This window comes from Paraburkholderia sp., from assembly GCF_035501035.1.
Classification (GTDB): domain Bacteria; phylum Pseudomonadota; class Gammaproteobacteria; order Burkholderiales; family Burkholderiaceae; genus Paraburkholderia.
The window spans coordinates 1-26548 of sequence record NZ_DATJWR010000079.1 but is presented as its reverse complement, the minus strand read 5'-3'; the positions used below and the strand labels follow the sequence as shown (position 1 = coordinate 26548).

At 61.7% G+C, this 26548-nt stretch carries 21 protein-coding genes and 2 pseudogenes; 2 read left to right on the top strand and 21 right to left on the bottom strand.

The window, feature by feature from the left end:
* Window positions 1-523: 523 nt before the first annotated feature.
* The 3 genes from VMJ11_RS05645 to VMJ11_RS05635 all read right to left on the bottom strand — a co-directional run bounded on the left by VMJ11_RS05645 (window position 524) and on the right by VMJ11_RS05635 (window position 2714).
* Complete coding sequence (locus tag VMJ11_RS05645; protein WP_325617796.1) at window positions 524-742, bottom strand: hypothetical protein; 219 nt, start codon at window positions 740-742, stop codon at window positions 524-526.
* Window positions 743-1117: 375 nt separating this feature from the next.
* Window positions 1118-1315 carry a hypothetical protein gene (locus VMJ11_RS05640; protein ID WP_325617794.1) on the bottom strand — a complete coding sequence of 66 codons (198 nt, stop codon included), beginning with the start codon at window positions 1313-1315 and terminating at the stop codon, window positions 1118-1120.
* 538 nt (window positions 1316-1853) lie between these two features.
* Window positions 1854-2714 carry a LysR family transcriptional regulator gene (locus VMJ11_RS05635; protein ID WP_325617792.1) on the bottom strand — a complete coding sequence of 287 codons (861 nt, stop codon included), beginning with the start codon at window positions 2712-2714 and terminating at the stop codon, window positions 1854-1856.
* Between the two features lie 164 nt (window positions 2715-2878).
* Between VMJ11_RS05635 and mdtD the strand changes: the two genes are divergently transcribed.
* The gene (gene mdtD / locus VMJ11_RS05630; protein WP_325617789.1) at window positions 2879-4264 is read left to right on the top strand and encodes a multidrug transporter subunit MdtD; all 1386 of its coding nucleotides are present in this window, start codon (window positions 2879-2881) and stop codon (window positions 4262-4264) included.
* Between the two features lie 52 nt (window positions 4265-4316).
* Here the strand turns inward: mdtD and VMJ11_RS05625 are convergent, their stop codons facing one another.
* From VMJ11_RS05625 to VMJ11_RS05595, 7 genes are all read right to left on the bottom strand, one after another.
* A complete protein-coding gene (locus tag VMJ11_RS05625) occupies window positions 4317-5273 on the bottom strand; it encodes a D-2-hydroxyacid dehydrogenase (RefSeq protein ID WP_325617787.1) in 957 nt (318 codons plus the stop codon).
* A gap of 29 nt (window positions 5274-5302) precedes the next feature.
* On the bottom strand, window positions 5303-7279 hold the full coding sequence (tkt, locus tag VMJ11_RS05620) for a transketolase (RefSeq protein WP_414694308.1): 1977 nt from the start codon (window positions 7277-7279) through the stop codon (window positions 5303-5305).
* 109 nt (window positions 7280-7388) lie between these two features.
* Window positions 7389-9248 carry a TRAP transporter large permease subunit gene (locus VMJ11_RS05615; RefSeq protein ID WP_325617783.1) on the bottom strand — a complete coding sequence of 620 codons (1860 nt, stop codon included), beginning with the start codon at window positions 9246-9248 and terminating at the stop codon, window positions 7389-7391.
* Between the two features lie 5 nt (window positions 9249-9253).
* The gene (locus tag VMJ11_RS05610) at window positions 9254-10297 is read right to left on the bottom strand and encodes a TRAP transporter substrate-binding protein (RefSeq protein WP_325617781.1); all 1044 of its coding nucleotides are present in this window, start codon (window positions 10295-10297) and stop codon (window positions 9254-9256) included.
* 138 nt (window positions 10298-10435) lie between these two features.
* Complete coding sequence (locus VMJ11_RS05605) at window positions 10436-11200, bottom strand: glucose 1-dehydrogenase (RefSeq protein WP_325617779.1); 765 nt, start codon at window positions 11198-11200, stop codon at window positions 10436-10438.
* A gap of 63 nt (window positions 11201-11263) precedes the next feature.
* On the bottom strand, window positions 11264-12262 hold the full coding sequence (locus tag VMJ11_RS05600) for a transketolase family protein (protein ID WP_325617776.1): 999 nt from the start codon (window positions 12260-12262) through the stop codon (window positions 11264-11266).
* Complete coding sequence (locus tag VMJ11_RS05595; RefSeq protein WP_325617774.1) at window positions 12259-13104, bottom strand: transketolase; 846 nt, start codon at window positions 13102-13104, stop codon at window positions 12259-12261. The genes VMJ11_RS05600 and VMJ11_RS05595 overlap by 4 nt, the downstream gene beginning before the upstream one ends.
* Window positions 13105-13306: 202 nt before the next feature.
* Between VMJ11_RS05595 and gcvA the strand changes: the two genes are divergently transcribed.
* Window positions 13307-14200, top strand: a complete 894-nt coding sequence (gcvA, locus tag VMJ11_RS05590; protein WP_325617772.1) for a transcriptional regulator GcvA — start codon at window positions 13307-13309, stop codon at window positions 14198-14200.
* A gap of 300 nt (window positions 14201-14500) precedes the next feature.
* Here the strand turns inward: gcvA and VMJ11_RS05585 are convergent, their stop codons facing one another.
* The 11 genes and pseudogenes from VMJ11_RS05585 to VMJ11_RS05535 all read right to left on the bottom strand — a co-directional run.
* On the bottom strand, window positions 14501-15796 hold the full coding sequence (locus VMJ11_RS05585) for a flavin-containing monooxygenase (protein ID WP_325617770.1): 1296 nt from the start codon (window positions 15794-15796) through the stop codon (window positions 14501-14503).
* Window positions 15797-16171: 375 nt separating this feature from the next.
* Window positions 16172-17149 (bottom strand): VirK/YbjX family protein, encoded by a 978-nt coding sequence (locus VMJ11_RS05580; RefSeq protein WP_325617768.1) that lies wholly within the window; start codon window positions 17147-17149, stop codon window positions 16172-16174.
* Between the two features lie 416 nt (window positions 17150-17565).
* Window positions 17566-18093, bottom strand: a pseudogene (locus tag VMJ11_RS34410) (hypothetical protein); the annotation flags it as partial.
* 10 nt (window positions 18094-18103) lie between these two features.
* Window positions 18104-18649, bottom strand: a complete 546-nt coding sequence (locus VMJ11_RS05570; protein WP_325617766.1) for a carbonic anhydrase — start codon at window positions 18647-18649, stop codon at window positions 18104-18106.
* Between the two features lie 52 nt (window positions 18650-18701).
* Window positions 18702-19625 (bottom strand): MBL fold metallo-hydrolase, encoded by a 924-nt coding sequence (locus VMJ11_RS05565; protein ID WP_325617764.1) that lies wholly within the window; start codon window positions 19623-19625, stop codon window positions 18702-18704.
* A 99-nt stretch (window positions 19626-19724) separates the two neighbouring features.
* Complete coding sequence (locus VMJ11_RS05560) at window positions 19725-20546, bottom strand: alpha/beta hydrolase (RefSeq protein ID WP_325617761.1); 822 nt, start codon at window positions 20544-20546, stop codon at window positions 19725-19727.
* A gap of 241 nt (window positions 20547-20787) precedes the next feature.
* A complete protein-coding gene (locus VMJ11_RS05555; RefSeq protein WP_325617760.1) occupies window positions 20788-21708 on the bottom strand; it encodes an AraC family transcriptional regulator in 921 nt (306 codons plus the stop codon).
* 386 nt (window positions 21709-22094) lie between these two features.
* Window positions 22095-22841 carry a glucose 1-dehydrogenase gene (locus VMJ11_RS05550; RefSeq protein WP_325617758.1) on the bottom strand — a complete coding sequence of 249 codons (747 nt, stop codon included), beginning with the start codon at window positions 22839-22841 and terminating at the stop codon, window positions 22095-22097.
* 189 nt (window positions 22842-23030) lie between these two features.
* Window positions 23031-23672, bottom strand: coding sequence for an HD domain-containing protein (locus VMJ11_RS05545; protein ID WP_325617756.1), 642 nt, complete (start codon window positions 23670-23672; stop codon window positions 23031-23033).
* Between the two features lie 66 nt (window positions 23673-23738).
* The gene (locus VMJ11_RS05540) at window positions 23739-25208 is read right to left on the bottom strand and encodes a catalase (protein ID WP_325617754.1); all 1470 of its coding nucleotides are present in this window, start codon (window positions 25206-25208) and stop codon (window positions 23739-23741) included.
* A 742-nt stretch (window positions 25209-25950) separates the two neighbouring features.
* Window positions 25951-26406, bottom strand: a pseudogene (locus tag VMJ11_RS05535) (methyl-accepting chemotaxis protein); the annotation flags it as partial.
* Window positions 26407-26548 lie beyond the last annotated feature (142 nt).

Below are 26548 nucleotides of genomic sequence, written 5' to 3'. Positions count from 1 at the left end.
CGAAAAGGATTGGAAGATGCCACCTATCACCTGGCGGCAAGCAGTCAATCAGTTCGCCATCCTGTTCGGCGAGCGATTCACCGCCGCCATCAGCTGAGATTTTTAACCGACCTCAGCACACGAAATTCCTGACACCTCCCGCTCGCTGCGGTCAGCCTTGCACTGTCGAAGCTGGACACACCTTCACTGGGCGATCCTTCGGATGAACCGTCCAACGACGTTCAATTCACCCCAACCCTCGTGCTGCGTAACTCTACTGCGCCGCTCGGCCCCACAGCCTTGTGAATGTCGTGAACGCAACGCAGCTGGCTGCGAGCCGATTTCCAGCAGCTCGCCCTGCTCGCCACTCTATGAGCGCCCAGTTGAATGTGGGCGTGAAAGAGATCAAATCGCCCTATTACGTTTCCCATGACCATTACCGTGACGAAGTCCACTTCCGGGTAAATTGATCATGTAATATAGTACTCCTAAATAAATGCTGCATCCGATTCCGCCGCCCCGTTTCGATTCCAATACCGCGTCCTTACAGCCGATCCAGTCGAGCGAGCAGATCCTTAGCCAGTCTCTCAATATGCATGGGTAGCAACGGCATAGCCAGAATTGCATTTACCCTGCCCCGCCAGTAATCGAGGCCGACCACCGCCCCCGCTTCGATGGCACGTACGCTGTCGGCCGAGTGCTCGAGATGGCCAAGGACGTTCCCGATATGCGCCAGACCCCTCTCGGCAAAATCGTAACCCACGATAGATTCCCCTGTCCGTATCCGGAAGGTTCGTTCTTGTGTGCACCATCACGCTTCAAACGCATCACTCCTCGTAGGGCAGACACAAACAATCGTCCCAGTGAATGCTCACCGCCGTGGGCGCGTCTGTTGCCACCACTCATGGTGATCGAGGTTGCGAAGGAGATCGGCACGGCGCCGTTCACGGCGGTAGTGCGCCGCAACTCCAGATGCCGCCAACACCAGCACGATCATGCCGATAGCCATACCCAGCCAGGATGGGTCCATGTGAGTGAGCCTCCTCAGGTACGCTCATATCGCTGCCCGCTTGCGCGGGCCGCACGCACTATGAATATAGTCCGCCCCGATGACAGATCGTCGGCTCTTGACCGTCGATCAGCACACTCGCGCAATGGCGCGCAGCAGCGCGTCGCCGCGCGGCGTGACACGGGGAACGGGGAAGCCCGCTACAGGTGGCTCGTTCGCGATCAGATCAAGCTCACGAAGTGCGCCCAGCTCGGCGCGGTCCGCCTCGATGCGCTCGGGCGCGTCCTTCACCAGCAACAACGTCGCCAACTCGTGCGGGCTCAACATGTCGCTTCCCTCCCGAAAGGGAACTGTGAGATGAATGGGTAGTCCGTTCCTGGCAACCGCTGGGGTCCCGGAAAACCGGATCGAACCTGGTGAGAATATCGGTCGGTAGTCGTCATCTACGTGGATGACGCGCGACGCCGGTTGGGCGACTTCGTCGCTGCGCCGCGGCGGGCGCGGCTTCTGCGGCGCTCGCACGGGATTCATGTATCGTGGCAAGAGATATTTGATCTGGAGTGCTCACGAAATGCCTCTCTGGTTCTCGCTGAAGGGGTTGGCCGCCGCCACCGCGACCGGCCTGCCCGCGCCGGGCCGATTGCCCTTGCGCACCACGCCCCGTCGATCTAGAGCCTTCATTCTAACTTTGTTAAATCGACGACGTTATGACACGCGATCCAGGAGTTTCCCCAATATGTGGGATCGGCCGGTGGTGTTTGCCGGCCGCCCCATGACGTGGTTGCTGAAGGCGCTCGTTATCGCTGGTGGTTCACGCTAGATACGGCGCGCCGCCGCGCGCCGGCTTGCGGCAAACGAAAGCGCCCTACTCGCCGATCCACGATCCGCGCAGGTCGCTGTCGTGCAGCAGCTGCAACAGCGTTTGCGCCGGGCGACTGAGCCGCTTCGCGGCTAGCGCGATGAACTCGACGTCGGGCAGCATGGGCAGGCTCGCGACATTGAGCGGCGGCGCGAGTCCGCGCGCTGCGAGATACTGGGGCCGCACCGTGATGCCGAGGCCGCCGCGCGCCGCCGCCACACAACCGGAATGACTGCTGCTCGTGCACACCATTTGCCAGCGGAAGTCCGTCTGGGCCAGCGCCTCCAGCACGACAGCGCGCGTCACACTCGGTTCGGCCACGAGAATCAGCGGCAATGGCTGCGCGAGATCGACCATCGTGCCCGTGCGCGCGAGCCACTCCAGCCGCCCCGTGAAAAGCGCCACGCCTCGCCTCTCGCCCAGGCGCCGCTTGCCGATCATGAGGTCGATTGCGCCGGCGTCGAGCAGTTCGTAAAGATGCCCCGTCATGCCGATCGTGATCTCGAGTTCCACGTCGGGATGCGCATTGCGAAACGCCGCGAGTACGGCCGGCAGCGGACCGAGCGCCACGTCGTCGGACGAACCGAGCCGCACGCGGCCCTTCAGGCGCGGTGCGCGAAACTGCGACTCGGCGCGGCCGATGGCCTGGAGGATCGCCCCCGCATGCGCGAGCATGGCCTCGCCGTCGGCGGTGATCGCGAGCGAATGGGTGTCGCGTACGAATAGCCGCCGGCCAACTTCCTGTTCGAGACGCCGGATATGCTCGCTCACGCTCGATTGCGTGAGACCGAGCTGGCGCGCCGCCTCGGTGAAACTGTGGCAGGCTGCGACCGTCGCGAAACTCTTGAGCCAGACTGGATTGAGCATGACGCATTGTTATCGGCAACGCCGATAACAGTCAACGCCCCCAGGGTGATTCCCGATTGAAGATGGTACCGCTATCATGTCACCAGGTTAACAGAGTCGGGAAGGCACGACGTCTGGCGTCCCAAGGTGTTCGGCCATAAGGGCGCAGGACGCACAAGGTCGCAATGAAACAGGATTCAAGTCACACGGCGCTGCTATGGATCGTTGCCGCAGGGTTTTTCATGCAGGCGCTGGACACGACGATCGTCAACACCGCGCTGCCCTCCATGGCCAATAGCCTCGGGGTCAAGCCGCTCGCGATGCAGCCGGTCATCGTCGCCTACACGCTCACGATGGCCACGCTCACGCCGGCATCCGGCTGGCTGGCTGACCGCTTCGGCACGCGCCGGGTCTACTTCGTCGCGATTCTCATCTTCGTGCTTGGCTCGTTGTGCTGCGCTGGTGCGCATACGCTTGGGCAACTGGTCGTCGCGCGCGTGCTTCAAGGTGTCGGCGGCTCGATGTTGATGCCAATTGGCCGGCTCGCCGTGCTGCGTGCCGTCAGCGCCGAGCAATACGTCGCGGCGCTCGCACTGATTTCAGTCGCGGGACAGGTTGGTCCGATCGTCGGACCGACGCTTGGCGGCTGGTTCGTCCAGGCCATTTCCTGGCACTGGATCTTTCTCATCAACGTACCGATTGGCGCGGCGGGAATGCTCGCCGTGCACCGCTATCTGCCCCGCAACACGAGCGCTGTGGCACCGAGGTTCGACCTCGCGGGTTGCGCGCTGGTGTCCTTGTCGATGATCGCGTTTTCGCTCGCGGTCGATGTACCGACGCAATCGCATCGCGCCGCATGGTCGACCGCCCTGTTCGCGCTCGGGCTTTGCACAGCACTCCTCTACATACCCTATGCACGTCGCCGCCCCGACGCCTTGTTCAAGCTTGCGCTGTTCAGTGAACCGAATTTCAGCGTCGGGCTGATCGGCAATCTGGTGTGCCGGGTCGGTTCGAGCGCCGTGCCATTTCTCGTGCCGCTGCTGCTGCAGCTCGAGCTCGGCTATACGCCGCTGCATTCCGGCTTGATGATGTTGCCCGCGGCACTCGCCGGCGCCATCGCCAAGCGCTGGATCGCGCCATTGATCCGCCGCTATGGCTACGACACTTTCCTGCTCGTGAACACGCTGATCGTGGGCGGCTCGATCGTTGCGTTCGCATTGATCTCGCCCCGCACGCCGATCATCGTCGAGATTGCCGTGCTGGCCATCTTCGGTGCGGCCAACTCGATGCAGTTCGCGGCGATGAACAGTGTCACCCTCAAGGGACTCTCGCACGAAGACGCGGGTAGCGGCAACAGTCTCTTTTCGATGGTGCAAATGCTGGCAATGGGGCTTGGTGTGTCGATCGGTGGCGCGCTGGTGAGCCTCTTTGCCCATCATTGGGGATCCGCCATTCTTGGATTCCGCATGAGCTTTGTTTGCGTCGGCCTCATTACGCTCGCGTCCGCGTTGATCTTCCGCCGGCTCGACGAAGCGCCATCAGTACGCCGAAGCGCCGTCTCTTCGGCCTAGCGCGCAGGGCAAGCCGGCGGCCGGGTACACCAATGCGCCGGCCGCCGCCCCTTCAAACCACGAGGTTTGCAGGCTCCCCGCAGACGAAGCGGTAAATGTTGTCCATCAGTTGATCCGCGAGACTTTGCTGAGCTTCGTCGGAAGCCCAGGCCACATGCGGGGTCACGATCACGTTCGGCCGCTTCGCGATTCGCATCAGCGGATTGTCTGCGGCGGGCGGCTCGCCCGAAAGCACGTCGAAGCCTATGCCGCTGATCAAGCCTTCATCCAACGCGTGAACGAGCGCTGCCTCGTCTACCAGCCCACCCCTTGCCGTATTGATGATGAGCGGCTTGCGCTTCATCGCACGGAATTCGGGCATGGCGAGCATGCCTCGCGTCTGGGGCGTCAACGGGCTATGTATCGTGATGATGTCGCTCGTTGCGAGCACCTCATCCCACGGCGTATAAAGCGGCCCGAGTCCTTCGCGCCCCTTGTGCGCGGCAAATAGCGTGCGCATGCCGAAGGCTTTCGCGATTTCGGCCACGCGCTGCCCTAGCACGCCTTCGCCGATGATGCCGAGCGTCATGCCGCCCAGATCGTGGATCGCGTGATTGAAGAAGCAGAACTGCCCCGACTTCTGCCATTCGCCGTTGAGGACATCGTCGCGGTAGGCAACCAGATTGCGCCGCAACGCGAGCATCAGAGCAAAGGTATGCTCGGGCACCGTGTTCACCGCATAGCCGCGGATATTCGATACGCGAATGCCGTGACGCTCGCAGGCCGCCTTGTCGATGCAGTCGGTGCCCGTTGCGGCTACGGCGACAAGCTTCAATGAAGGCAACTGTGCGATTACCTCGGCTGTGAGCGGCACCTTGTTCGTGATCGCGATGGTGGCGCCGGAAAGGCGTGCCGCGACCTGGTCGGCTGAAGTGTGGTCGTACTCGATGAGTTCATGTTCGAATGCCGGACGCGAGAGCCGGATTTGCGGCGCGAGCGTCGCGCGGTCGAGAAAGACGATCTTCTCCATGCTGATTCCTGTTGAACGTGTTGAGTGTGTTAGAAACGGCGCTTCGCTTCAGCGACGATATGCCCGGGCGTGATGCCGAAGTGTTCGTAGAGGACCTCGGCAGGCCCCGACGCGCCGAACCCTGGCATGCCCACAAAACCACCGCGCTCGCCGAGATAGCGGTCCCAGCCAAAACGCACCGCCGCCTCGACGCCGACGCGCACCGTGTCGACGCCGAGCACCTCCTCGCGATACGCGCGGTCCTGTTCGTCGAACAATTCCCAGCAGGGTAGCGAGACGACGGCGGTTGGAATGCCCTCGCGCTGCAGGCGCTCACGCGCCGCGAGCGCCAGCGTGACCTCCGATCCGGTTGCCAGCAGCGTCACGAGGCGCTCGCCGCCCTCTGCCTGCGCGAGCACATAGCCGCCGCGCGCGCAGAGGTTCGCCGCGCTGTAACGCGTACGCACGAGCGGCAGGCTCTGCCGCGCGAACACCATCGTGCTCGGGCCGCTGCGATGCTCGTAGGCGAGCGCCCAGCATTCCGCGGCCTCGACGGCATCGGCTGGCCGGAAGACCCGCATGTTCGGCATCGCGCGCAGCGACGCGAGAATCTCGACGGGCTGGTGCGTCGGCCCGTTCTTGCCCACGCCGATTGAATCGTGACTGAACACGAATTTCACCGGCAGCCCCATGAGTGCGGCCATGCGCATTGCAGGTCGTTCGTAGTCCGAAAAGGCGAGATAGGTGACGGCAAGCGGTATCACGCCGCCGTGCGCGGCCATGCCGTTTGCCATCGATCCCATTACGTGCTCGCGCACGCCGCAGTGCACATAGGCGCCGCTGCGATCCACGGCGGTGAACGCGTGCAGGCTGCGCTTGTGGCTCGTCGGCGCTTCGAGGTCCGCGCAGGCGACCATGCGCTCGGGCAGTTGTGCGAGCCGGTCGTTGATCTCGGCGGAAATCATGATGCCCGCCTCGGATTCACCGCGCTCAATGCATTGGCGTTTGTAGTCTTCGAGTACGCGTTGCCAGCCTTCGGGCAAGCGGCCCGCCTGGATGCGCTCGAATTCGGCGCGCGTTTCGGCGGACAACGCGGCAACGCGTTCGCGCCACGCCAGATATTCGCTTTCGCTTCGCCGTCCCGCGGCGCGCCAGGCTTCGAGCACGTCGCGCGGCATCTCGAACGGCGCATGCGCCCAGCCAAGCGCCTCGCGCGCGGCATTGGCATCGGCTTCGAACAGCTTCCCGCTGTGCCCGCCGCGCTGACCTTGCAGGCGCGCAATGCCGCGCGCGATCACCGTGCGGCATGCAATCATCGAGGGGCGCGGATCGCGCTTGGCTTCGGCGAGCGCGGCCGCCACGGCGTCGAGATCGTGTCCGTCGACTTCTGTGACATGCCAGCCGGCCACGCGAAACCGCGCGCTCACGTCTTCGCTGATCGAGAGCGTCGTGCTGCCGTCGTCGGTGATGCGGTTGTCGTCCCAGCACAGAATCAGCTTGCCGAGCTGAAGATGGCCCGCCAGCGAAATCATCTCCTGACCGACGCCCTCTTGCAGGCAGCCGTCGCCCACGAACGCATACGTGCGATGATTCACGATGCCGTCGCCGAATTTCGCGTTCAGATACGCCTCGGCCACAGCCATGCCGAACGCGTTCGCGATCCCTTGCCCCAGCGGCCCTGTCGTCACTTCGATGCCCGCTGCGGTATCGAATTCCGGGTGCCCTTCGCAGCGTGAGCCCATGTCGCGGAAGGTCTTGATTGCCTCGATGTCGAACTGCGCGTAACCGGTCAGATGCAGCAGCGCGTAGAGCAGCATCGAGCCGTGTCCGTTCGAGAGCACGAAGCGGTCGCGGTCGGGCCACTGCGGATCGGCGGGATTGAACTTCAGATGCTGCGTGAAGAGTGCGGTCGCGATTTCCGCCATGCCGAGCGGGACGCCCTGATGGCCCTCGCCGGCGCGTACGATGGCATCGATCGCAAGAAAGCGGATGGCATTGGCGAGCGGCCGCGTTTCGTGCAACGGCATGAGTGAAGACATGACTTCTCCTTGCCGCGCGGCCCTTCAGGCGGCGGCTATCGGTTGAGTGAAAAGGGAGAATGCGCCGCGTCAGGGGAACGACGCGGCGCGCACTTCGTTAGCGCAGGAACCCGATGGAGATCCAGGGCACGGCCGCCACGACGATCAATCCGGCCAGCAGTGCCAGCATATAGCCGACGATCGGCTTCATGCCTTCGTCAGGATGGATGCGGCTCACGGCGCACGCCGAGTAGTAACCGACACCGAACGGCGGCGCGAAGAGCCCCACGCCCATCGAGAGGATCACGACCATCGCATAGTGCACCTCGTTGATGCCCAACTGTCGGGCGATCGGGAACATCAGCGGGCCGAACAGCACGACGGCGGGGATACCTTCGAGCACGCTGCCGAGCACCATGAACATGAGGATCGACGCGGCGATGAACGTGGCACCGCCACCCGGCAGGCCTGCCATCATCTGCGCGAGCTGGCCCGAGAAGCCCGACTGCGTGAGCGCCCACGCCATGCCCGTGGCCGCGCCGATGATCAGCAGGATCGCGCCGGATAACGCGGCCGTATCGATCAGCATGGGCTTTAAGCGGGCCCACTCGAAACGCCGGTAAATGATGAGCCCCGCGAGCACGGCATAGACAATGCCGATCGTCGAAACCTCGGTTGCCGTCGCGACGCCTTCCACGACCGCGAGACGAATCACGAACGGCAGCGCGAGCGCCGGCAGCGCAACGATGAGCTTGCGGCCGATCTCGCGGCGCGACGCACGGCGCACGCCCGAGAGGTCGTCGCCGCGATAGCGCCACCAGACGACAGAGCACAACGTGATCGCCAGCACGATGCCGGGCAGCATGCCGCCCGTGAAAAGCGCGGAGATCGACACGCCCGTCACCGATCCGAGCGTAATGAGCACGAGGCTTGGCGGGATGGTCTCCGTCTGCGCGCCGGTGGCGGCGAGCAGCGCGACGAGGTCGCCGGGCTTCGCGCCGCGCGCCTTCATCTCGGGGAACAGCACCGGCGCGATGGCGGCCATGTCGGCGGCCTTTGAGCCGGAGATGCCGGACACCAGATACATCGCCCCCACGAGCACGTACGAGAGGCCGCCGCGCACGTGGCCGAGCAGGCTCGCGAGAAAGGAGATCATCGCGTTCGCCATGCCGGTCATCTCGATCAGCTGGCCGAGGAAGACGAAGAGCGGCACGGAGAGGAGGATCAGATGCGACATGCCTTCGTCCATGCGGCCGACGACCACGCTGAGCGGCGTGCTCGTGGTGAGCGCGAGATAGCCGAACGTCGCGAGCCCGAACGAGAAGGCGATGGGCACGCCGCAGAGCACGCACAGCGCGACGAGCCCGACGAAGAAGATCAGCAGGTTCGCGTTGCCCAGATTCTGCAGCAGCGGGCTCACCGCAATGAAGCCGCCCGCGATCGCTCCCACCAGCGCGAGCGCCGCGATCATCGTCTGCCAGTTCGCAGTGCGAATGAGTCGCAGGAAGGCGACGGCCAGCATCAGCGCGCTGCCCACCGGCAACGCGGCGGCGCGCCAGGTGTCCGAGATACCGAGCGCGGGCGTCGTGATGATGCCTTGATCCTGCGCGAAGTCGACGGCGGGCCCGACGATCAGCAGCAGGAAAGCGAGCGGCGCGGCGATCGCGACGACATCGAGAAAGGCGCGCACCTTGGGCGATGTCTTGCCCACGAGCGCGGTCATGCGCATGTGCTCGCCGCGCCGCAAGGCGATTACCGCGCCGAGCATCGCGAGCCAGACGAACAGCATGGAGGCGAGCTCATCGCTCCAGACGAGTGGCGTATGCAGCACGTAGCGGCTCGTGACGCCCGCGAGCAGCACGAAGATTTCGGCGAGCACGAGCAGCGCGGCGGGAATTTCGACGCAGCGAGCGAGCACGTTGTCGAGCAGCGCAACGATGCGGCGCGGCGACGGATGGGGGAAAGTGATGGTATGCATGGCGTTCAGACCAGTTTTCCGGAGTACTTTTCGAGCAGGCTCCAGCCCTGTTCGCCATATTTGCCTTTCCAGTCGCTATAGAAGCTCGTCTTGCGCAACGCGTCGCGAAACGACTGGCGATCCACTTCGACCATATTGATGCCCTTGCCTTTCAGGTCGTTGCGCAACGAGCCATTGAGCTTCGCAATGTCGGCGCGCTGCAGCATGCCTGCCGCTTCGAATTCGCGCGTAACGATGGCGCGCATGTCGGCGGGCAGTTTCTCCCATGCGCGGCGGTTGCCGAGGATCCAGTAGCCGTCCCACACGTGCGAGGTGAGGCTGATCGACTTCTGCACTTCATAGAGCTTCGTCGTCGCGATGATGGGCAGCGGATTCTCCTGCCCCTCCACGACGCCCGTTTGCAGTGCCGAATACAGCTCGTTGAAGTTGATCGGAGACGGGCCGGCGCCGAGCGCCGAGAAGAGGGATGTGAGCATCGGCGCCTGCGGCACGCGGATCTTGAAGCCCTTCAGGTCGCTGGGCTGCTTGATGACGCGCGTGGACGAGCTGATCTGCCGGAAGCCGTTGTCCCACACACGCGAGACGGTCACGATGCCCGTCTTCTCGATCTGCGCGCGGACATAGGCGCCAAGGTCGCCGTCCATCGCCTTCCACACAGTGTCGTAGTCAGGGAAGGCGAAGCCCGTGTTGACGATACCGGCGGCGGGCGCGAGCGTCGCGAGAATCGACGAAGCCTGATTGAAGAACTCTACCCCGCCGCTGCGCACCTGCGAGAGCAGGTCGGTATCGGAGCCGAGCTGATTGGCGGGAAACACCTTGATGTCGAGCTTGCCGCCCGTTGCGGCGCGAATCTTGTCGCAGGCCTGTTGTGCGCGGACATTGACCGGGTGCGTCGGGTCCTGTCCCGTCGCGAGCTTGTACGAGAAGTCGGCGGCCGCGGCGCGGCGGATCGACAGACCCCAGAGCGGCGCCGCGGCGGCGACGCTCGCGCCCGCTTTCAGGAAGGTCCGCCGGTCGATGCCGCGGCCGGAGTTCGAACTTTGGCTCATGATGTGCTCCTCCAATATGGATACGCAGGTATCGCGTTGTATGTTTTCCCGCACAGCACGCTCTATGGCGCGTTTGCCTGTGCCCGGCGACTGCATGGACACGCGCGGCGGGCCGGACGCCGCCGCGCGCCTGTAGCGTCAGCCGTGAATCAGCATGCCGCCATTGACGTCGATGACGGCACCGGTGATGTATGACGAGATCGGCGCGGCGAGAAACAGGAATGCGCCGGCGACGTCGTCGGGCACGCCGAGGCGGTTCAGCGGAATGCCCGCGAGAATCTCGCCGCGCTTGTTGTCGTCGATCTTGCCCGCATTGATGTCGGTCTGGATCAGCCCGGGCGTCACGCAGTTCACGCGAATGCCGTCGTTGCCGAGTTCACGCGCCATGGCTTTGGCGAGGCCCAATACGCCGGCTTTCGCGGCCGAATAATGCGGCCCGCCGAGAATGCCGCCGCCGCGCTGCGCCGAGACCGACGACATGCAGGCGATCGATCCGCTCTTCTGCTTCTTCATTTGCGGCACGACGGCCTGCGAGAGGTACAGCACGCCGCGCAGGTTCACGTCGAGAATGCGGTCCCAGCTTTGCGCATCGATGTCGAGCAGCTTGGCTGCTTGCGTGATGCCCGCGTTATTGATGAGCACGTCGATGGCGCCGAAGTCGGCGACGACCTCTGCGACTGCGGCCTCGCAGGCCTGCCGGTCGGTCACATTGCATGCGTAGCCGCGATGCTCCGGGCCGATCGACGCTGCCGCGTCGCGGGCCGCCGAGAGGTCGAGATCGAGAATGGCGACCTTGGCGCCGTGCTTCGCAAACATGCGCGCGGTGGCCATGCCGATGCCGCGCGGCGAGGCTGCGCCGGAAATGACGGCGACTTTGCCGTCGAGAAGACGCGATTCTGACATGATGCTGCTCTCCTTCCTGATAGTGAAATTGACTGCGGTTGTCATGGCGGGGGGGCGGCGTGGTCAGCCGAGCCAGCCCCTGATGGTGTCGCTCATCGCTTCGGTCGAAATGCCGTAGCGCTCATGCAGCGTGGGCAGCGCGCCCGCGTCGAGAAACGCGTCGGGCAGCGCGATCTGGCGGAAGGCCGGCGTCACGCCCGCACCGAGCAGCGTGCGCGCCACGGCTTCGCCGAGTCCGCCGATCACCGTATGGTTTTCCGCGACGATCACCATGCGGCCCGTGCGCTTCGCTTCTCGCAGGATCGTGGCGGTGTCGAGCGGCTTGATGGTCGGCACGTGCAGCACGCCCACGCCGATGTTGTCCGCTTCCAGCGCCTTCGCGACTTCGAGCGAGCGCATCGTCATGATCCCGGACGAGACCAGGAGCACCTCGTTGCCGTCGCGCAGCAGCTTCGCCTTGCCGAGCTCGAACTTGTAGTCGTATTCGTCGAGCACGGCGGGCACGTTGCCGCGCAGCAGGCGTGCGTAGACGGGGCCTTTGTGGGCCGAGATGGCCGGCACCATCTGCTCGATATCGAGCGCGTCGCACGGATCGATCACGGTCATGTTCGGCATCGCGCGCATCAGCGCGAGATCTTCGGCCGCCTGGTGGCTCGGGCCATAGCCGGTCGTGAGCCCCGGCAGCGCCGCCACGATTTTCACGTCGAGGTTGTCTTCCGCGATCGCCTGATGGATGAAGTCGTACGCGCGGCGCGTGGCGAACACCGCATAGGTCGTGACGAACGGCTGCGCGCCTTCATGCGCGAAGCCTGCCGCGGCGCCCATCAGCAGTTGTTCGGCCATCCCCATCTGGTAATAGCGCTCAGGGAATGCCTTCGCGAAGATGTGCAGGTCGGTGTATTTGCCGAGATCGGCCGTCATGCCGATGATCTGCTGCTTCGTGCGTGCCAGTTCGGCAAGCGCGTGGCCGAACGGCGCGGAACGCGTGACCTGCCCTTCTCCCGCGATCGAAGCGATCATGGCGGAGGTTTTCAGGCGCGGCCTCTTGAGGACGGTGCTCATGCTGACCTCCCTGCATCGAGTGCTTCGAGCGCGAGCTGCCACTCGTGCGCGTCGACGCGGATAAAGTGGTTCTTTTCGCGTTGTTCGAGGAACGGCACCCCGCAACCCATCTTCGTATCGCACACGATGATGCGCGGTTGCGGCTTGTCGTGATTGCGGGCGTTATCGAAAGCCAGCTTCACGGCTTCGATGTCGTTGCCGTTCACGCGCTGCGTGTACCAACCAAACGCCTCGAGCTTCTCGACGAGCGGCTCGAACGCCATGATCTGCGTGGACGGGCCGTCGGCTTGCTGGTTGTTCACGTCGACCATGGCGATCAGGTTGTCGAGCTTCCAGTGCGCGGCGGACATGAGGCCTTCCCAGATCGCCCCCTCGTCGAGTTCGCCGTCTGAAAAGAGCGTGTAGACGAAGGCGTCCGAGCCCTTGCGCTTCAGGCCCAGGCAACGGCCAACGGCAATCGTCAGACCATGGCCGAGCGAGCCGCCCGACATCTCCATGCCCGGCGTGTAGCTCGCCATGCCCGACATCGGCAGACGGCTGTCGTCGCTGCCGTAGGTTTCGAGTTCGTCGGCGGGGAGGATGCCGGCCTCGAAGAGTGCGGCGTAAAGTGCAATCGCGTAGTGGCCGTTCGACAGAAGGAAGCGGTCGCGCCCTTCCCATTCGGGGTCTTCGGGGCGATAGCGCATCGCGCCGAAGTAAGCCACGGCCAGCACGTCTGCTATGTCGAGCGCCTGGCCGATATAGCCCTGCCCCTGTACCTCGCCCATCAGCAACGCATTGCGGCGGATGCGCCAGGCGTGTTCCGCGAGTTGGGCGGTGCGCCCGGCTTCACTCGTATTCACTCGTGTCTCCTTCTTGCGGCGCCCCGGCGGTTGACGCGCCGGGGGCCAATGCTTCATGGCGGAATGAGTCGTCTCGTTCGCAGATCCGGGTAATCCCTCGAATCAGTTTCACTGCGAATGAATCAAGCGTATCGACTTGAATACCTTTGCTCAAACGAATTAAAGTGGCTTATTGTTGAACTCAATTCATGCGAATGCTGCCATGCACAATCGCGTCACACTCAAGTCCATACAGGCTTTCGAGGCCGCTGCGCGGCTCTCGTCGTTCGCGCTCGCAGCAGAGGAACTGTTCGTCACGCCCTCGGCGATCAGTCATCAGGTGAAGCTGCTGGAGGACCAGTTGGGCATGCGGCTCTTTCATCGCGTGCATCGCGCGGTGGTCCTCACGGACACGGGCCGTCAATATGCCGAGGAAATCGGCGCGGCGTTCGCGCGCATCGACAAGGCCACGCGTGACATCGGCCGCGTGGAGAAAAGCGACATCCTCACCGTGCACGCCACGCCGAGCATCGCCACGCAATGGCTGATGCCGCGGCTCGCGCGCTTCAGCGCGCTGCATCCGGATATCGACGTGCGGCTCAATGCTTCGTCGGCGGCTGTGGACCTGATCAAGGAGCCCGTCGACATCGATATTCGCTATGGCGCGCGGCGCTTGCAGCCGGCAGGCACGATGGTGCTCGACCTGCCGCTCGAAACCATCGTGCCGCTGTGTTCACCGCGCCTCGCGAACGGCGAGCACCCCATACGCACGGTCGCGGACTTGAGGCATCACACGCTGATCCATAGCGAAGGGTGTCTTGTCGGCTGGCGCGACTGGATGCGGCTGCACCGCAAGGTCGTGCTCGACATCTCGCGCGGGCCGCGCTTCGACCGCTCGTTCATGGCGATCAGCGCGGCCGCGGACGGCATGGGCGTGTGTCTGGAGAGCCTGCTGCTCGTGCAACGCGAGCTGGAAACGGGCACGCTGGTGGCGCCTTTGGGATACGAGGGGTTGAGGGTGAACGGCTATACGCTCAACCTGCTGAAATCGCGCGCGGATCTGCCTAAGCTGAAGTACTTTCAGGATTGGCTGTTTGCGGAGCTCGGGGCTGCGTGAACGCCCGGTGAAAATCAACTGGTCAATGGCCGTTTGTGGCCGGCTGGCTGATGTAGGTGGGCGCCGACCCACTCCCGCCACGCCCCGACATTGGCCTCAAGGGCAGCTTCCACAGATACAACCGCCGTTGCAATCGCCGCAACGGTTGACTGCGGAACTTGAGGTTTTGATATCGCCGACGAGTTTGATCTGCATGTTGACTATTCATTCGCCGGGTAAGGCGTTCTCGATCTAGCGCTACCTGCATGCCATCGACGGAGTCGAATCTGGTCAGAGTCGTGATTCGATCAGTTATGTCCTTCAAGGAATGGGCATCGCTTGTGCCTTTGGACGGAACATCGCGAGCCAAAGATACGTGAGATACCAAAGGCCTAACGGGTAGTTTTGTCGATCGTGCAGTGCCAGCATTTTGACAAGGTCAAAGTGATTGGTTAGAGCCTGAACCGGCGGATCCACAAAGACGGAGCCGCCTGCAATGTGGGTCATGATCGATCTCGCTACATGGGCATAAGCCCACGGCGTCGATGTATTTGTCTCAAGCACACCGGGTGCCAGGAGAAATAGATTGGGGGCGTCGATTGAGCGAAAGACGGAGTAGCAGCGCGCGGAGATCTCATTCAGCCCTCTTGCCGTTGTCAGCGAATCCAGCCCCAGATAGCCAAGTTCCATCGCATACCCGGTTCCCCAAAGCAACAGGTCTGTTTCGATCGCTTCACCGTTCGCGAGGCGAATCGTCTTGCCGTGGACGGACTGCACTTCACCGCGGTGGCGCTCGATGCTGCGGAAGCCCTGGATCATACGTGGCCGGCCCGGAATGAGTTGGTCGCGACGGATGTCGAAGGCGTCCTCAGGCATGATCTCCGTGATTCCGGCCTTCTTGTACCTTGCCCGCAAGTCCTCGTTGATGCGGCGGTTCATCGCGCTCGATGAAAGACCAAGCATCTGGTATTTCGCCAACAGGCGCATGTCGGTCCCGAGATATTTGGCCTGGCGCGTTGGGCGCATCCACTTGGCGGACCGATAGATCCACACAATGCTGCTCGCCTGGTATGCAAAGCACAGGTCAAGCAGATCGTATGCAGATGCACCGCCGCCCACGACAGTGACGCGCTTGCCTCTCAACGCTTCGGGATTGCGCAGGTCGAACGAGTGATATTCGGTGATCGACGAATCAGTTCGCGTGATCTGCGGAACGACGGGACGATTGTGTCCGCCTGTTGCAGCGATGAGCCACCTCGATTGATACGAGGCTCCCTCTGTTGTCACTTGCCAGCCGCCTTCGCAGGAATGTGCACTCGTGACCGGTGCATTGAGGACGATTTGAGGCGCGAGATCGAACCGTTCGACCCAGGCTTCGATGTTGCGCAAAATACCCGGCTGCCTTTCTTCGGACAGCGGGATATCGCCGAGCGCCCAGTCTTCCTTGCGAAACTGGATGTCCTGCCACGAGGGAAGATCGCGCCACAGCCCGCCGATTCGCTCACGGCGCTCCAGAAGCAGAGTCTTGAGCCCGGCATCTTTGGCGTACTTCAGGCAGATGACACCGCCGATGCCACCACCCACGATAACCAGATCGAGATCCGAGCCTGTGGTCATGATGTTCAATGTCCCTCACACTCAACCACGGAGCGACCTGGTTGTCTCACCTACACCAGTAAGCTCCAGAGTTGACCAGCCTGTTGCGGGTCAGGTAGCGAACGAAATGTCTCTGAAGAGTATAGGCCGCGGATGGTGAATTTGAAGTCGCGCGGCGATGTTCACGACGGTTCGCGTGAATATCGTCTGGACCGACATGGCGGCCCGTTCCGCCATTTACCACACCACTGGCTAGACGGCGGCAATCGGGCGCACATTGGACATCGGGAGCGGCGTCGCCTGGCACGCGATGCCTTCAGTTCTTCCTCCCCAGACTTCTTCGCGTGTATCTGTTCACCGGGATCTCGAGCAACCCGTGACTCCGCGACATCGGCGTCACGCAGGTTCCGCGTCACAATAACTAGTTGCCAGGGCAGCAACAAGTTCCGGCAGATGGTAGTCGGCCTTCGCCTGACCCAGATGAGGCGGCTTCATGCCCTCGTCGACTGCCCGATCGATCTGCGCCAGCAAATCCGCAATCAGAGTCTGCCGCCGACGAAATGCAGCACGCCGGTTTGACGGAACCTCGCTGATGTCGCGGTGATGTGGGCGAAGCGGCAGCACGAACCGCCCGTCGACCTCAACGCCACCTAGTTCGCGCCAGAAGCCGTCATAGTCTGCGCTAAACTGAACCGCCGTTGTGGCGGAAACGTGCGTACTCTTCGTCACTCCGGTGAGTGTGTCTACCCTTGCAATCGTGCAGAATCCGCCAACCGCTTCCATCACAGCGGCCTTCGGTCGCAGACCATGGCATGCGCGCGTAGCCTCGCGCACCCGCTCTCTGTCGGCGCCGGCTGGCCCCTGCAGTCCCCCGATCAGCGCACCGCGCTTCCCTAATGAATGGCTTTCGAAGCTGATGGTCGCCCAGGCAAGATCGACGTGTTCAAACACGTCGCGCCAGGCGACGGTAAGTAACCCTTCACGCCAGCAGCGTACCGGCTCGCTCACAACGAGCGCATACCTTCCAATCGATGCCAACGTCACGTATTCCGAATCGACGTAGAGCCTGCGCACCAGATCTTCACCAAACAGTTCCCGAACGACTCGAAAATGACCGCACAGCAGTTCGGCACGCGCGTATGCAGGCATATTGGCCTGGGCAAAGCGATGAAAGGGACGTTCGAGAAAGCGCCGGTTGCGCGCAGCAATATCCGCAAGCAGAGAATTCGTCGTCAGTGCCCTCAACCAGATGCGGGCTGCAAACGGATTGAGCAGTGCGTACATCAGCACGCGGAACTGCCGGAAGAGGTCATGGGGAGTTCGCCCAGGAATAGACCTGGACAGCAGGTGGCAAATATCAGAAATCGACATCATTGACCACGATCTGTTTCCGTTTTCGTGAATGGTGCAAGCACGGAGGCGTCGCGGCCAGCGAACTTGTCATAAGGGTGCCGATTGAAACAAACTCCTGAGAAACCCCTGGAGGAAGCGACCGACCACTTCGCGCGCACGGTAGATCGTCTGGAGTGACGGCGATTCGTTCGCGACTCTAGTGCGCCTGAATATCGACCCAGCATTGGCAAATCGAACTGCCTGCGCAAATACATCGTATTCCTTAGCAACCACAACCCCGATTGCTGGTGTTCGACAAACGCCTTCACGCACGGGTCGTCATGTACCAATCCTTCGTACCGGTCATGCTGACATCCTTACAATCTGCTGACCGATCTCGCAGGAATACGTAATGTTTCCAAACGTAACGCAATATTACAAGATATTCCGTTGGCCGCCTAGCGCCAGGCGAAACATTGCAAGTGCCGCAATTGAAAAAGAGGGCTGATCATGGCAGCCGAGATCGGCGCGCTATGAGCATTAAAATGCCGCCCATAAGCCACGCTGTGAGTATCAGAAGCCCACTGTCGCGGAGAGAACGCCATATGGTGAGTGCCGAGCAAGTTCTTCGTTTGCCTATGGATCAGCGAAGCCTTCGTGCGGCGCATCGTATGAGTGCCCTACGCAGTATTGTCGAGCTCAATAGAAGCGACCCAGCGATGAACCACTCGGGCATATTGTCGTGTCGACAGATGCGGCGACGCGTGCAACCGGCTTGGGAAGCGATAGTCGGTGGACTTCAATCCCCGAGCCTTGATCCACTGCTCAAGGCTCTGCCGAGTCTGCTCCGGGATCTCGAACTGAACTGCTCGTTGAGTCTTCTGCTGCATGACCGTTGCGCGCGACCCTGCGTGGCTACCCTGGCAGACCTCGTGCACGAGCAGATGCGTTAGGTCGCAAGCTCGCAGTTTGCTATCGATCGAAAGTGTGCGTAGCTCAGCCTGCGTCTGGCCGCGTTCGAGAAGGCGGAACAACTATCTCAACGTTGCCCGTCTCGACGTCGTAGACCAGACCCGAGACCGTGTAGTCTCCGGAGGCATCGTTGTTCGCCCGGAGGGTCGCCACGTCGAGTACAACCGCTTTATACGGGTCGCTAATTTCCAGACTGGCGAGCTCATCTATCGTCACCCCCATATATGCTGCCAGGCGCCGTGGTTCATGACAGTAGCACCGCTTAATGCCACAGTCGGTATGGTGCAAGACGATGAGGTTCCAGTCGGGGCCGATGTCTCCACCTGCCGCAACGGCCACTGTGCGCAGAATCCCGAGTGTTTCAAACAAAGCAGGATTCACTCGGCCGCCGACGTTACGGAAGATTCCTGCCTCGCCGGGCGCGAGCTTGAATATATCCATGGGATCTACGCGCGGGTCTACGCATCCGATGATTAACGTTTTGCTTGTCGGCATCATCCGGAGGCCCGGATTGAAGCCATTTTCGGCAAACTCAACGTTACGACGCATCAGGGTGTCGATGTAGTCCAAAACGTTCTCCTCGCAACTGAAATATGACGCTTTCTGGCATCAGACGACCGCATCAGATCGTGTTCAGCGGGATTCTGAGGTAGCACTTGCCGTTGTCTTCCGCAGGTGGAAAAGCACCGGCCCGCATGTTCACCTGCATCGCCTGAAGCATCAGCTTCGGTAAGGCCAGTGTCGCATCTCGCGCGGTGCGCGCCGCGACAAACGCGCCCTCCGTGATCCCGTCACGAACATGTACGTTTGCGGTGCGTTCGGCCCCGATGGTTGTTTCCCAGGCATAGGTGTCGCGGCCGGGGGCTTTGTAGTCGTGGCTCAAGAACAATCGTGCTTCGTCGGGAAGGCAGAGTAGTCGCCGGATGGAGCGGTAAAGCCGCCGCGCGTCACCGCCGGGCAAGTCGGTCCTTGCAGTCCCGTAGTCCGGCATGAACATCGTGTTGCCGCAGAACACCGAGTCACCGATTACGTAGGCGACACCGGCTGGCGTATGGCCAGGAACGTCCAGCACCCTGCACTCGATCGCGCCGATTTTGAATTCCTCGCCGTCATCGAACAGATGATCGAACTGCGAGCCGTCTCGGGGGAACTCCGGTCCGGCATTGAACAGGTCGCCGAAAATTCTCTGGACCGTCGTTATGTCGCGCCCGACTGCAAGCGTGCCACCGACGCGCGCCTGCAGAAAAGGCGCGGCGGTCAGGTGGTTTGCATGCGCATGGGTCTCCAGCAGCCATTCAGTCGACAGGCCCTCGGATTCAATATACGCAACGATGGCCTGGGCAGACGTCGACGAATGGCGGCAGGTCGGCGCGTCGAAGTCGAGCACAGGATCGATGATCGCCGCCGCAAGTGAGATCGGATCATGAACGACATAGCTTGCGGTAAACGTGGCCTCGTCAAAAAATGAACGGATAACCGGCATCGGATATTGACCAGCGCGGGTCTGAGCGATGATCGCGATGGCGTGTTCAAGTGATTGATCCACGCGATGTCTCCTTTGTCTCGCCCGCGAGCGTCGCCAGGCGCGCAATTTTTGCGCGAGGCCTGTATAGATCGGCATACAGGCACATCGCAGACAAGCCGTTCAGCTTTGCAGGAATTCGAGTAGATCCAGGTTGACTGCGTTCGCGTTTACCGTGGCGATGCCGTGCGAGCCGCCCGGGTAAATCTTGAGCCTTGCAATCGGGGCGATTTCGACCGACCGTCGCGCCGATGCGTCGATGGGGACGATCTGATCGTCGTCGCCATGCAGAATAAGCAGGGGTACGTCGATTTTTTTCAGATCCTCCGTATAGTCGACTTCGGAGAATTCACGAATGCAATCAAATTGTCCTTTTATCGATCCCATTAGTCCTTGAGCCTGGAAAGCGTCAATCGTACCCTGTGACACTTCGGTATCCGAACGGTTAAAATTGTAGAAGGGAACCGCAAGATCCTTGTAGAGCTGCGAGCGGTTGTTAACTACCCCGGAGCGAAGTCCATTGAATACGTCCATCGGCAGGCCGCCGGGATTTTCCGCGGTCTTCAGCATGATCGGCGGAACGGCTCCGATCAGTACCGCCTTTGCGACGCGCCCGGTTCCGTGACGGCCAATGTAATGGGCGACCTCGCCACCGCCGGTCGAATGACCAACGAGTACGGCCCCCTGTAGATCGAGATGATTTAAAAGCGCTGCGAGGTCGTCGGCATACTGATCCATGTTGTTGCCGTCCCACGGCTGACCAGAACGGCCGTGACCACGACGATCATGCGCAACGACGCGATAGCCTTTGATTCCGAAAAACAGCATCTGTGCATCCCAGGCGTCGGCACAGAGAGGCCATCCGTGGGAGAAAACGATCGGGGTGCCAGTACCCCAGTCTTTGTAGAAAATTTCGGTGCCATCCGTGGATTTAAAATAGCTCATTTCGTATTCCTTATTGATTACGATTGAATGGATGATTCAGGCAGAGCAATACGGACATCAGGCCGAATCGGCAATCGCGAATGGTTCGCCGTACTGGCACCGGCGTTCTTGATTTCCAGCGTACCTGTCGGAACCGCTGTCATCTTGGACGAAGCAACGACACGCTGGATAAACCATGGGCGGTCGCTGCAAAGTCGAGCGCGTTCGGCTTCGAAGCGTCAACGGCGACGTTGACGTGAACCTAGCTTCTGCGATTGTGCTGGCGCCAATCCCTCGGCCCGCATCCTTCAAGGCGCGAAAACACGCGTGAGAAATGGCTCTGGTCGAAAAACCCGCAGTTCGACGCGATAGTTGCCAGGCTCGCGTCAGTTTCGCGCAATTGGGTTTTGGCTCGTTCGATCCGGTGCCTCAGCAGCCACTGATGGGGCGTGAGCCCGGTTGTCTGTTTGAACGCCTCGGAAAAATAGCTTGCGGAAAGGCCGCACTGGCGCGCGAGGTCGAGAATGGACGGGTTGCCGTGCAGATGAGCCTCGAAGAATTCCTGGACTCGTCGCATCTGCCATGGGGCGAGGCCGGCGCGGCGAGCGCGATTCGGCGTATTGGCGTGGCTATACCGCATCACCACATGCTCGCAGAAAGCGAGGGCAATGTAGTCGATAAACAGTGAACTGGCGGTATCCGACTGTTCCAGAACAGTCTGCAGCGTCTGCGAAAGACGAAACAGGACGGGGTCGCTTGCGCCGAAACCGCGCTGCGTGAGACCTCCGATGCGCCGTCGCCCCCGTTGATAGGCAAATTCCTCGAGGGTGCTTTGGGAAAGATAGAGCCGGATGTTATCGAACGGAAAATCTAGCCGACGCGTCGGACCCGTGCGAAGGTCGAAAAGATAGCTATTGCCTGGTATGCACGATGTCGATTCGTTGAAACGCCCCCCTGAAAAACGAACGTCGGAATCCGGGCACATGATCAGCGGAATTTGGAAGACAAAGGCTTCTTCCAGTCGTGGAGCCAGAGAGCGTCCGGGCTGCGGCCGGTCGTTTGTCAGCCTCGAAAACGAGATCGGAGGGCCCTGCGAAACGATACCTGCGCGCACGGTCGGCGCTTCCGGCAGGTTGAACTGCCTGGCGATGGTTTCCTCCAGCGTCGGCAGGTCCAGATTCAAGGGACTTCTCTCGTTCATTCATCTCGCTCGCGAAGGGACCGTGCCGACGGTTCTGCCGTTGCCGGGTGGCGGAGGAAAAGAAGGAATCGCTAATCTAACCGAATTTTATTACTGTTGCGCTAACCGGGCGCAGTCGTCTTGAATGGCTGGCGGCTGGCGTCGCCGCCAGGCTCGCTATGATTGACCTGCCGGGAGAGGGGTGACCCGCGAATGCGGGTCACCGTTACGAAGTGCGCGCGTGGTCATTTTGTTTCAGCCACGTTCAGTCGTCACGCTTCAATTAGACGCCCCAAAACACTAAACCCCGAGAAATCCTGAATGACTGTGACATTTGTTTCCCGGGTTCGAGGAGGACGACCTTGGGCGCGCAGTTTCGCAAACCTGCCTCAGTGCATGCCGCCACTAGCGATGATATGTTCGCCCGTCAACCACTTGGCATCGTCGGACGCCAGGAAAACGGCAATCGATGCAATGTCGTCCGGTCTGCCGACGCGCCCGAGCGGCGTCTGGCTGACCGCTGACGTCTCGAATTCCGAACCGATGACTCCGGCACTTTGCGCACCCTCGGTCACGATTACGCCAGGATTGATGGTGTTCACACGGATCTTGCGCGGTCCAAGCTCGCGTGCGAGCGCGCCGGTGATGGCATCGACCGCACCCTTCGTGCCGCTATAGATGGCTGTCGTGGCAGGCGTGAGCGTCGAAACGACCGAACTGACGTTGATGATGCTGGCGCCTTCGCCGAGGTGTTTGACGGCTTCCTGCGTGGTGAGCAGCACGCCGAGCACATTGACGTCGAACTGCCTGCGGTACTGAGCTTCCGTAAATGCGTCGATCGGCGCGAATTCATAGACGCCGGAGTTGTTCACGAGGATGTCGAGGCGGCCGTACGTTTCGATTGCCGCATCGATGATGCCTTTCGCGTCAGCGGCCTTCGACACGTCGCCGCCGACGGAAACCGCTTTTCCGCCGGCCGTGGTGATGGCGGACACGACGGCATCCGCACCGGTCTTGCTGCTCGCGTAGTTCACGACGACCGATGCCCCTTCGGCCGCGAGTGCCTTCGCTATGGCTGCGCCGATGCCTTTCGACGCGCCGGTTACAACGGCTACTTTCCCTGCAAGCTTGTCCATGATGTTGATCTCAGTGTGAATGACCCGGTGGACGGGAACTGGCGTTGCGTCGCGCACGATGCAAGCGCCAGTGGTTTCTGCCAATACGGACGTTGCGGATATTTCCGACATTTGCGCCGTTGCAATAACGGAGCGTGCAACGCATTGCCTGATGCGAGTCGCTGCGGATCGATCCGCAGGATGGTTTCTTCAGCCCGGCCACGGCGAATTACGGATCACGGAGCAGAAATTCCCACGATGGAAATGTGGCTCCTTGTCAGCGATGACGTCGGCTTTCACGTTGCCGAAAGTGGTTTCCGGTTTGCGCTTGATGCCGTCGTAGAAGGCCTGAATGATGTCTTCCTTGAAGTGCGGCGGACGTGGATGCGCGCGCGTGACGGCTTCGCGTTCCTCCTCGGAGAATTCGTGGTAGGAGAGTCCGAGCACATCCATCTCGACGCCCGCCGTCACAAGGGCGACGATCGGATGCATATGGCGCGGAATCCCCGGCGTGGTATGCAACGCGATGGCCGTCCAGACGAGATCGATATCGGCCTCGGTGATGCCACGGGCCGACAGAAAGTCGCGGGCAGCGTTGGCCCCGTCAACTTCGAACCGTTCCGTGGCGCTGCTGTACGCACTGACGAGACCCACGTCATGGAACATGGCGCCCGCGTATAACAACTCCGGATCGAACTTCAGCCCCCGGCGCATACCCTCCAAAGCACCGAACAGGTACACCCGGCTCGAATGATGAAAGAGCAGCGGGCTGGACGTGTCGCGCACGAATTCGGTGATCTGCCGCGCAAGCTGGCTGTCGGGCACGGCGACATCCTGAATAACCTGTGACATGGCGTTTCTCCTTTGAGATTGAGCGATCGTCGGCGACCGTGGTGGCGGTCGCACGCGAATGGCTGGCTATTTCGCCGCTTCTGCCGGCCCGAGTTTTGCCAGGGCATCGCGAACGCCCGCGCCATATTCGGGGTCTGCCTTCGAGCAGTTGAGGATGTGGCGTTCCTGGATATGTGCCTCAACGCCGGCCATTTGTCGAGCGGTGTTCTCGAACAGCAACTGCTGCTGGGCTTTGCTCATCAGACGAAACAGATCGCCGGGTTGCGCGTAGTGATCCGCGTCCACGCGATGGTCCCAATGGGCGGCGTCGCCTTCGATGCGCAGCGGCGGCTCGTGAAGACCAGCCCGAACTTCCCACTCGCCTGCGCTGTTCGGGAAGTAAGACGGCGTGTCGCCGAGGTTGCCATCGGTGCGCATGGCGCCATCCCGGTGGTAGCTGTGGACGGGGCATTTCGGTGCATTGACGGGAATATGATTGAAGTTCACGCCTAGCCGATACCGTTGGGTGTCGCCATAGGAGAAGAGACGCGCTTGAAGCATCTTGTCGGGAGAGAAGCCAATCCCGGGGACCACGTTCGCGGGCGAGAAGGCCGCCTGTTCGACTTCAGCGAAATAATTGGCGGGATTGCGGTTTAGTTCGAGAACACCGACCTCGATCAATGGGAAATCGGCTTTCGGCCAAACTTTGGTGAGATCGAACGGATTGAATGGCAGAGACCTCGCCTGTTCGTCGTTCATCACCTGAATAAAGAGCGTCCAGCGCGGGAAATCGCCGCTTTCGATGCTCTCGTAAAGATCACGGCCATGTGTCTCGCGGTCCTTGCCCACGAGTTGCTCGGCTTCGCTATCAGTAAGATTCGCGATGCCTTGCTCGGTCCGTAGGTGAAACTTCACCCACGTGCGGCGGTTGGCGGCATCGATAAAACTAAACGTGTGGCTGCCGAATCCGTGCATGTGGCGATAGCTGCGCGGAATGCCTCTATCGCTCATGACAATCGTGACTTGGTGAAGCGCCTCTGGCAAAAGCGTCCAGAAGTCCCAGTTGCTGTTTGCGTTGCGCAGCCCCGTGCGCGGGTCGCGTTTGATCGCGTGGTTCAGGTCGGGAAAGCGCAGTGGATCGCGGAAAAAGAACACTGGCGTGTTGTTGCCTACGATGTCCCAGTTCCCTTCTTCCGTGTAGAACTTCACCGCAAATCCACGGATGTCACGCTCGGCATCGGCGGCGCCGCGTTCTCCGGCCACGGTCGAAAAGCGCAGGAATACCGGGGTCGTCTTGCCGACTTCCGAAAAGAGCTTCGCCCTGGTATAGCGCGTGATGTCGTGCGTCACCGTGAAAACGCCGTGGGCACCCGATCCCTTGGCGTGCATGCGCCGCTCGGGAATGACCTCGCGGTCGAAGTGCGCGAGCTTTTCGATCAGCCAGATGTCCTGCAGCAGCGCGGGACCACGCGGTCCAGCCGTTTCGATGTTCAGATTATCGACAACGGGCGCACCCGTTGCGTGATCAAGACGCGTAGAGGTATCGCGATTTGTCATGCCACAACTCCAGGAGAGGGCGGGACCGGCACAGCGCCGTAGTGTTCGAGGCCGGCGGACACGCGAAGCTTTATGGACAATCAGCGGGCAATTTCTGCTGACGCGGCAAGGCGAACCTCGCTCGTCGCGTCGGCCACCGGGTCAAGGAGTGACGGGAGCGCAGAGGCATCGACGTGTCGAGCTGTCGATGTGGAGGGAGCGTAACTGTTTGGCGCTGGGCCGATCTTGGACAAAACAACGATTCGATGGACAAATCGTGTGCGGTCGTCGTGCGCGTGGGCTTTCGAGCGAACCGCTCTCGCGCGCACGCGTCGATATCGATGCTGACGCAAACCAGACGCGACCAATTATTCTGGCGCCGGTCGATTGGGCGGCATCCTTTGAGGCGTGAGAGCGGTTCTGATCAAAAAATCCGCAGTCCGGCGCAATGGTCGCTAGGCTTGCATCGGTTTCTCGCACATCTTGCTTGCGATTTCATCGCCTCGTATTTGAGCCACGGGGATGAATGCCGCGCACCTGGCAAACGACCGCTCGCGAGTGAGAAACTGCCATGCGAATGGCTGTGCGTCGGCGAGGGCGACTGACGGATTCTGGCCGCGAGCCGCCCGATGCAAACGTCAAACGACATATGCCGACCGAGATGGAACGGACACCCCTCCCTCCAGGGACCGCGATCAGCCGGGGGCGCCCCTAAGCCGCGTCCATTTTCTCGACGGCGAAAAACCCACCCTTTGAACGCGCTCTAAGCCGATTCCAGCTTGAACACCGCGACCGCGTTACCCAGGACCACGACCTGTTCTTCGAGCGAACGTGCCGCCGCGGTCGCCTGTTCGACGAGCGCCGCGTTCTGCTGCGTGGTCGAGTCCATCTGCATCACCGCGCGGTTGATTTCCTCGATGCCTGCGCTTTGCTCTTGAGCCGCCGCGAAGATCTCGGTCATCAAGTCGCTGACCGTCTTCACGGAAGACACAATGTCGGTCATCGTGTGGCCCGCCCGGTCGGCCAGCGACGAGCCCTCAGCAATCTTTTCGACCGTGTCGACGATCAGCTGTTTGATTTCCTTCGCCGCGCTGGCGCTACGCTGAGCCAGACTGCGGACCTCGCTTGCCACAACCGCAAAGCCGCGCCCCAGCTCGCCTGCTCGCGCGGCCTCGACCGCGGCGTTCAAGGCGAGGATGGTCTGGAACGCGATGCTGTCGGCGTTGCCTCGGTGCGAGCTTGCGATGTCGTACGAACCGGACGATTCGACGCACCACCGCAGCAGATGTCAAACGCCGCTGTCGTTCGCCGGGACCGACGCCCCGTCGCAGCCCCGTCCGATCAGCGCGGCCGGCTTGCAC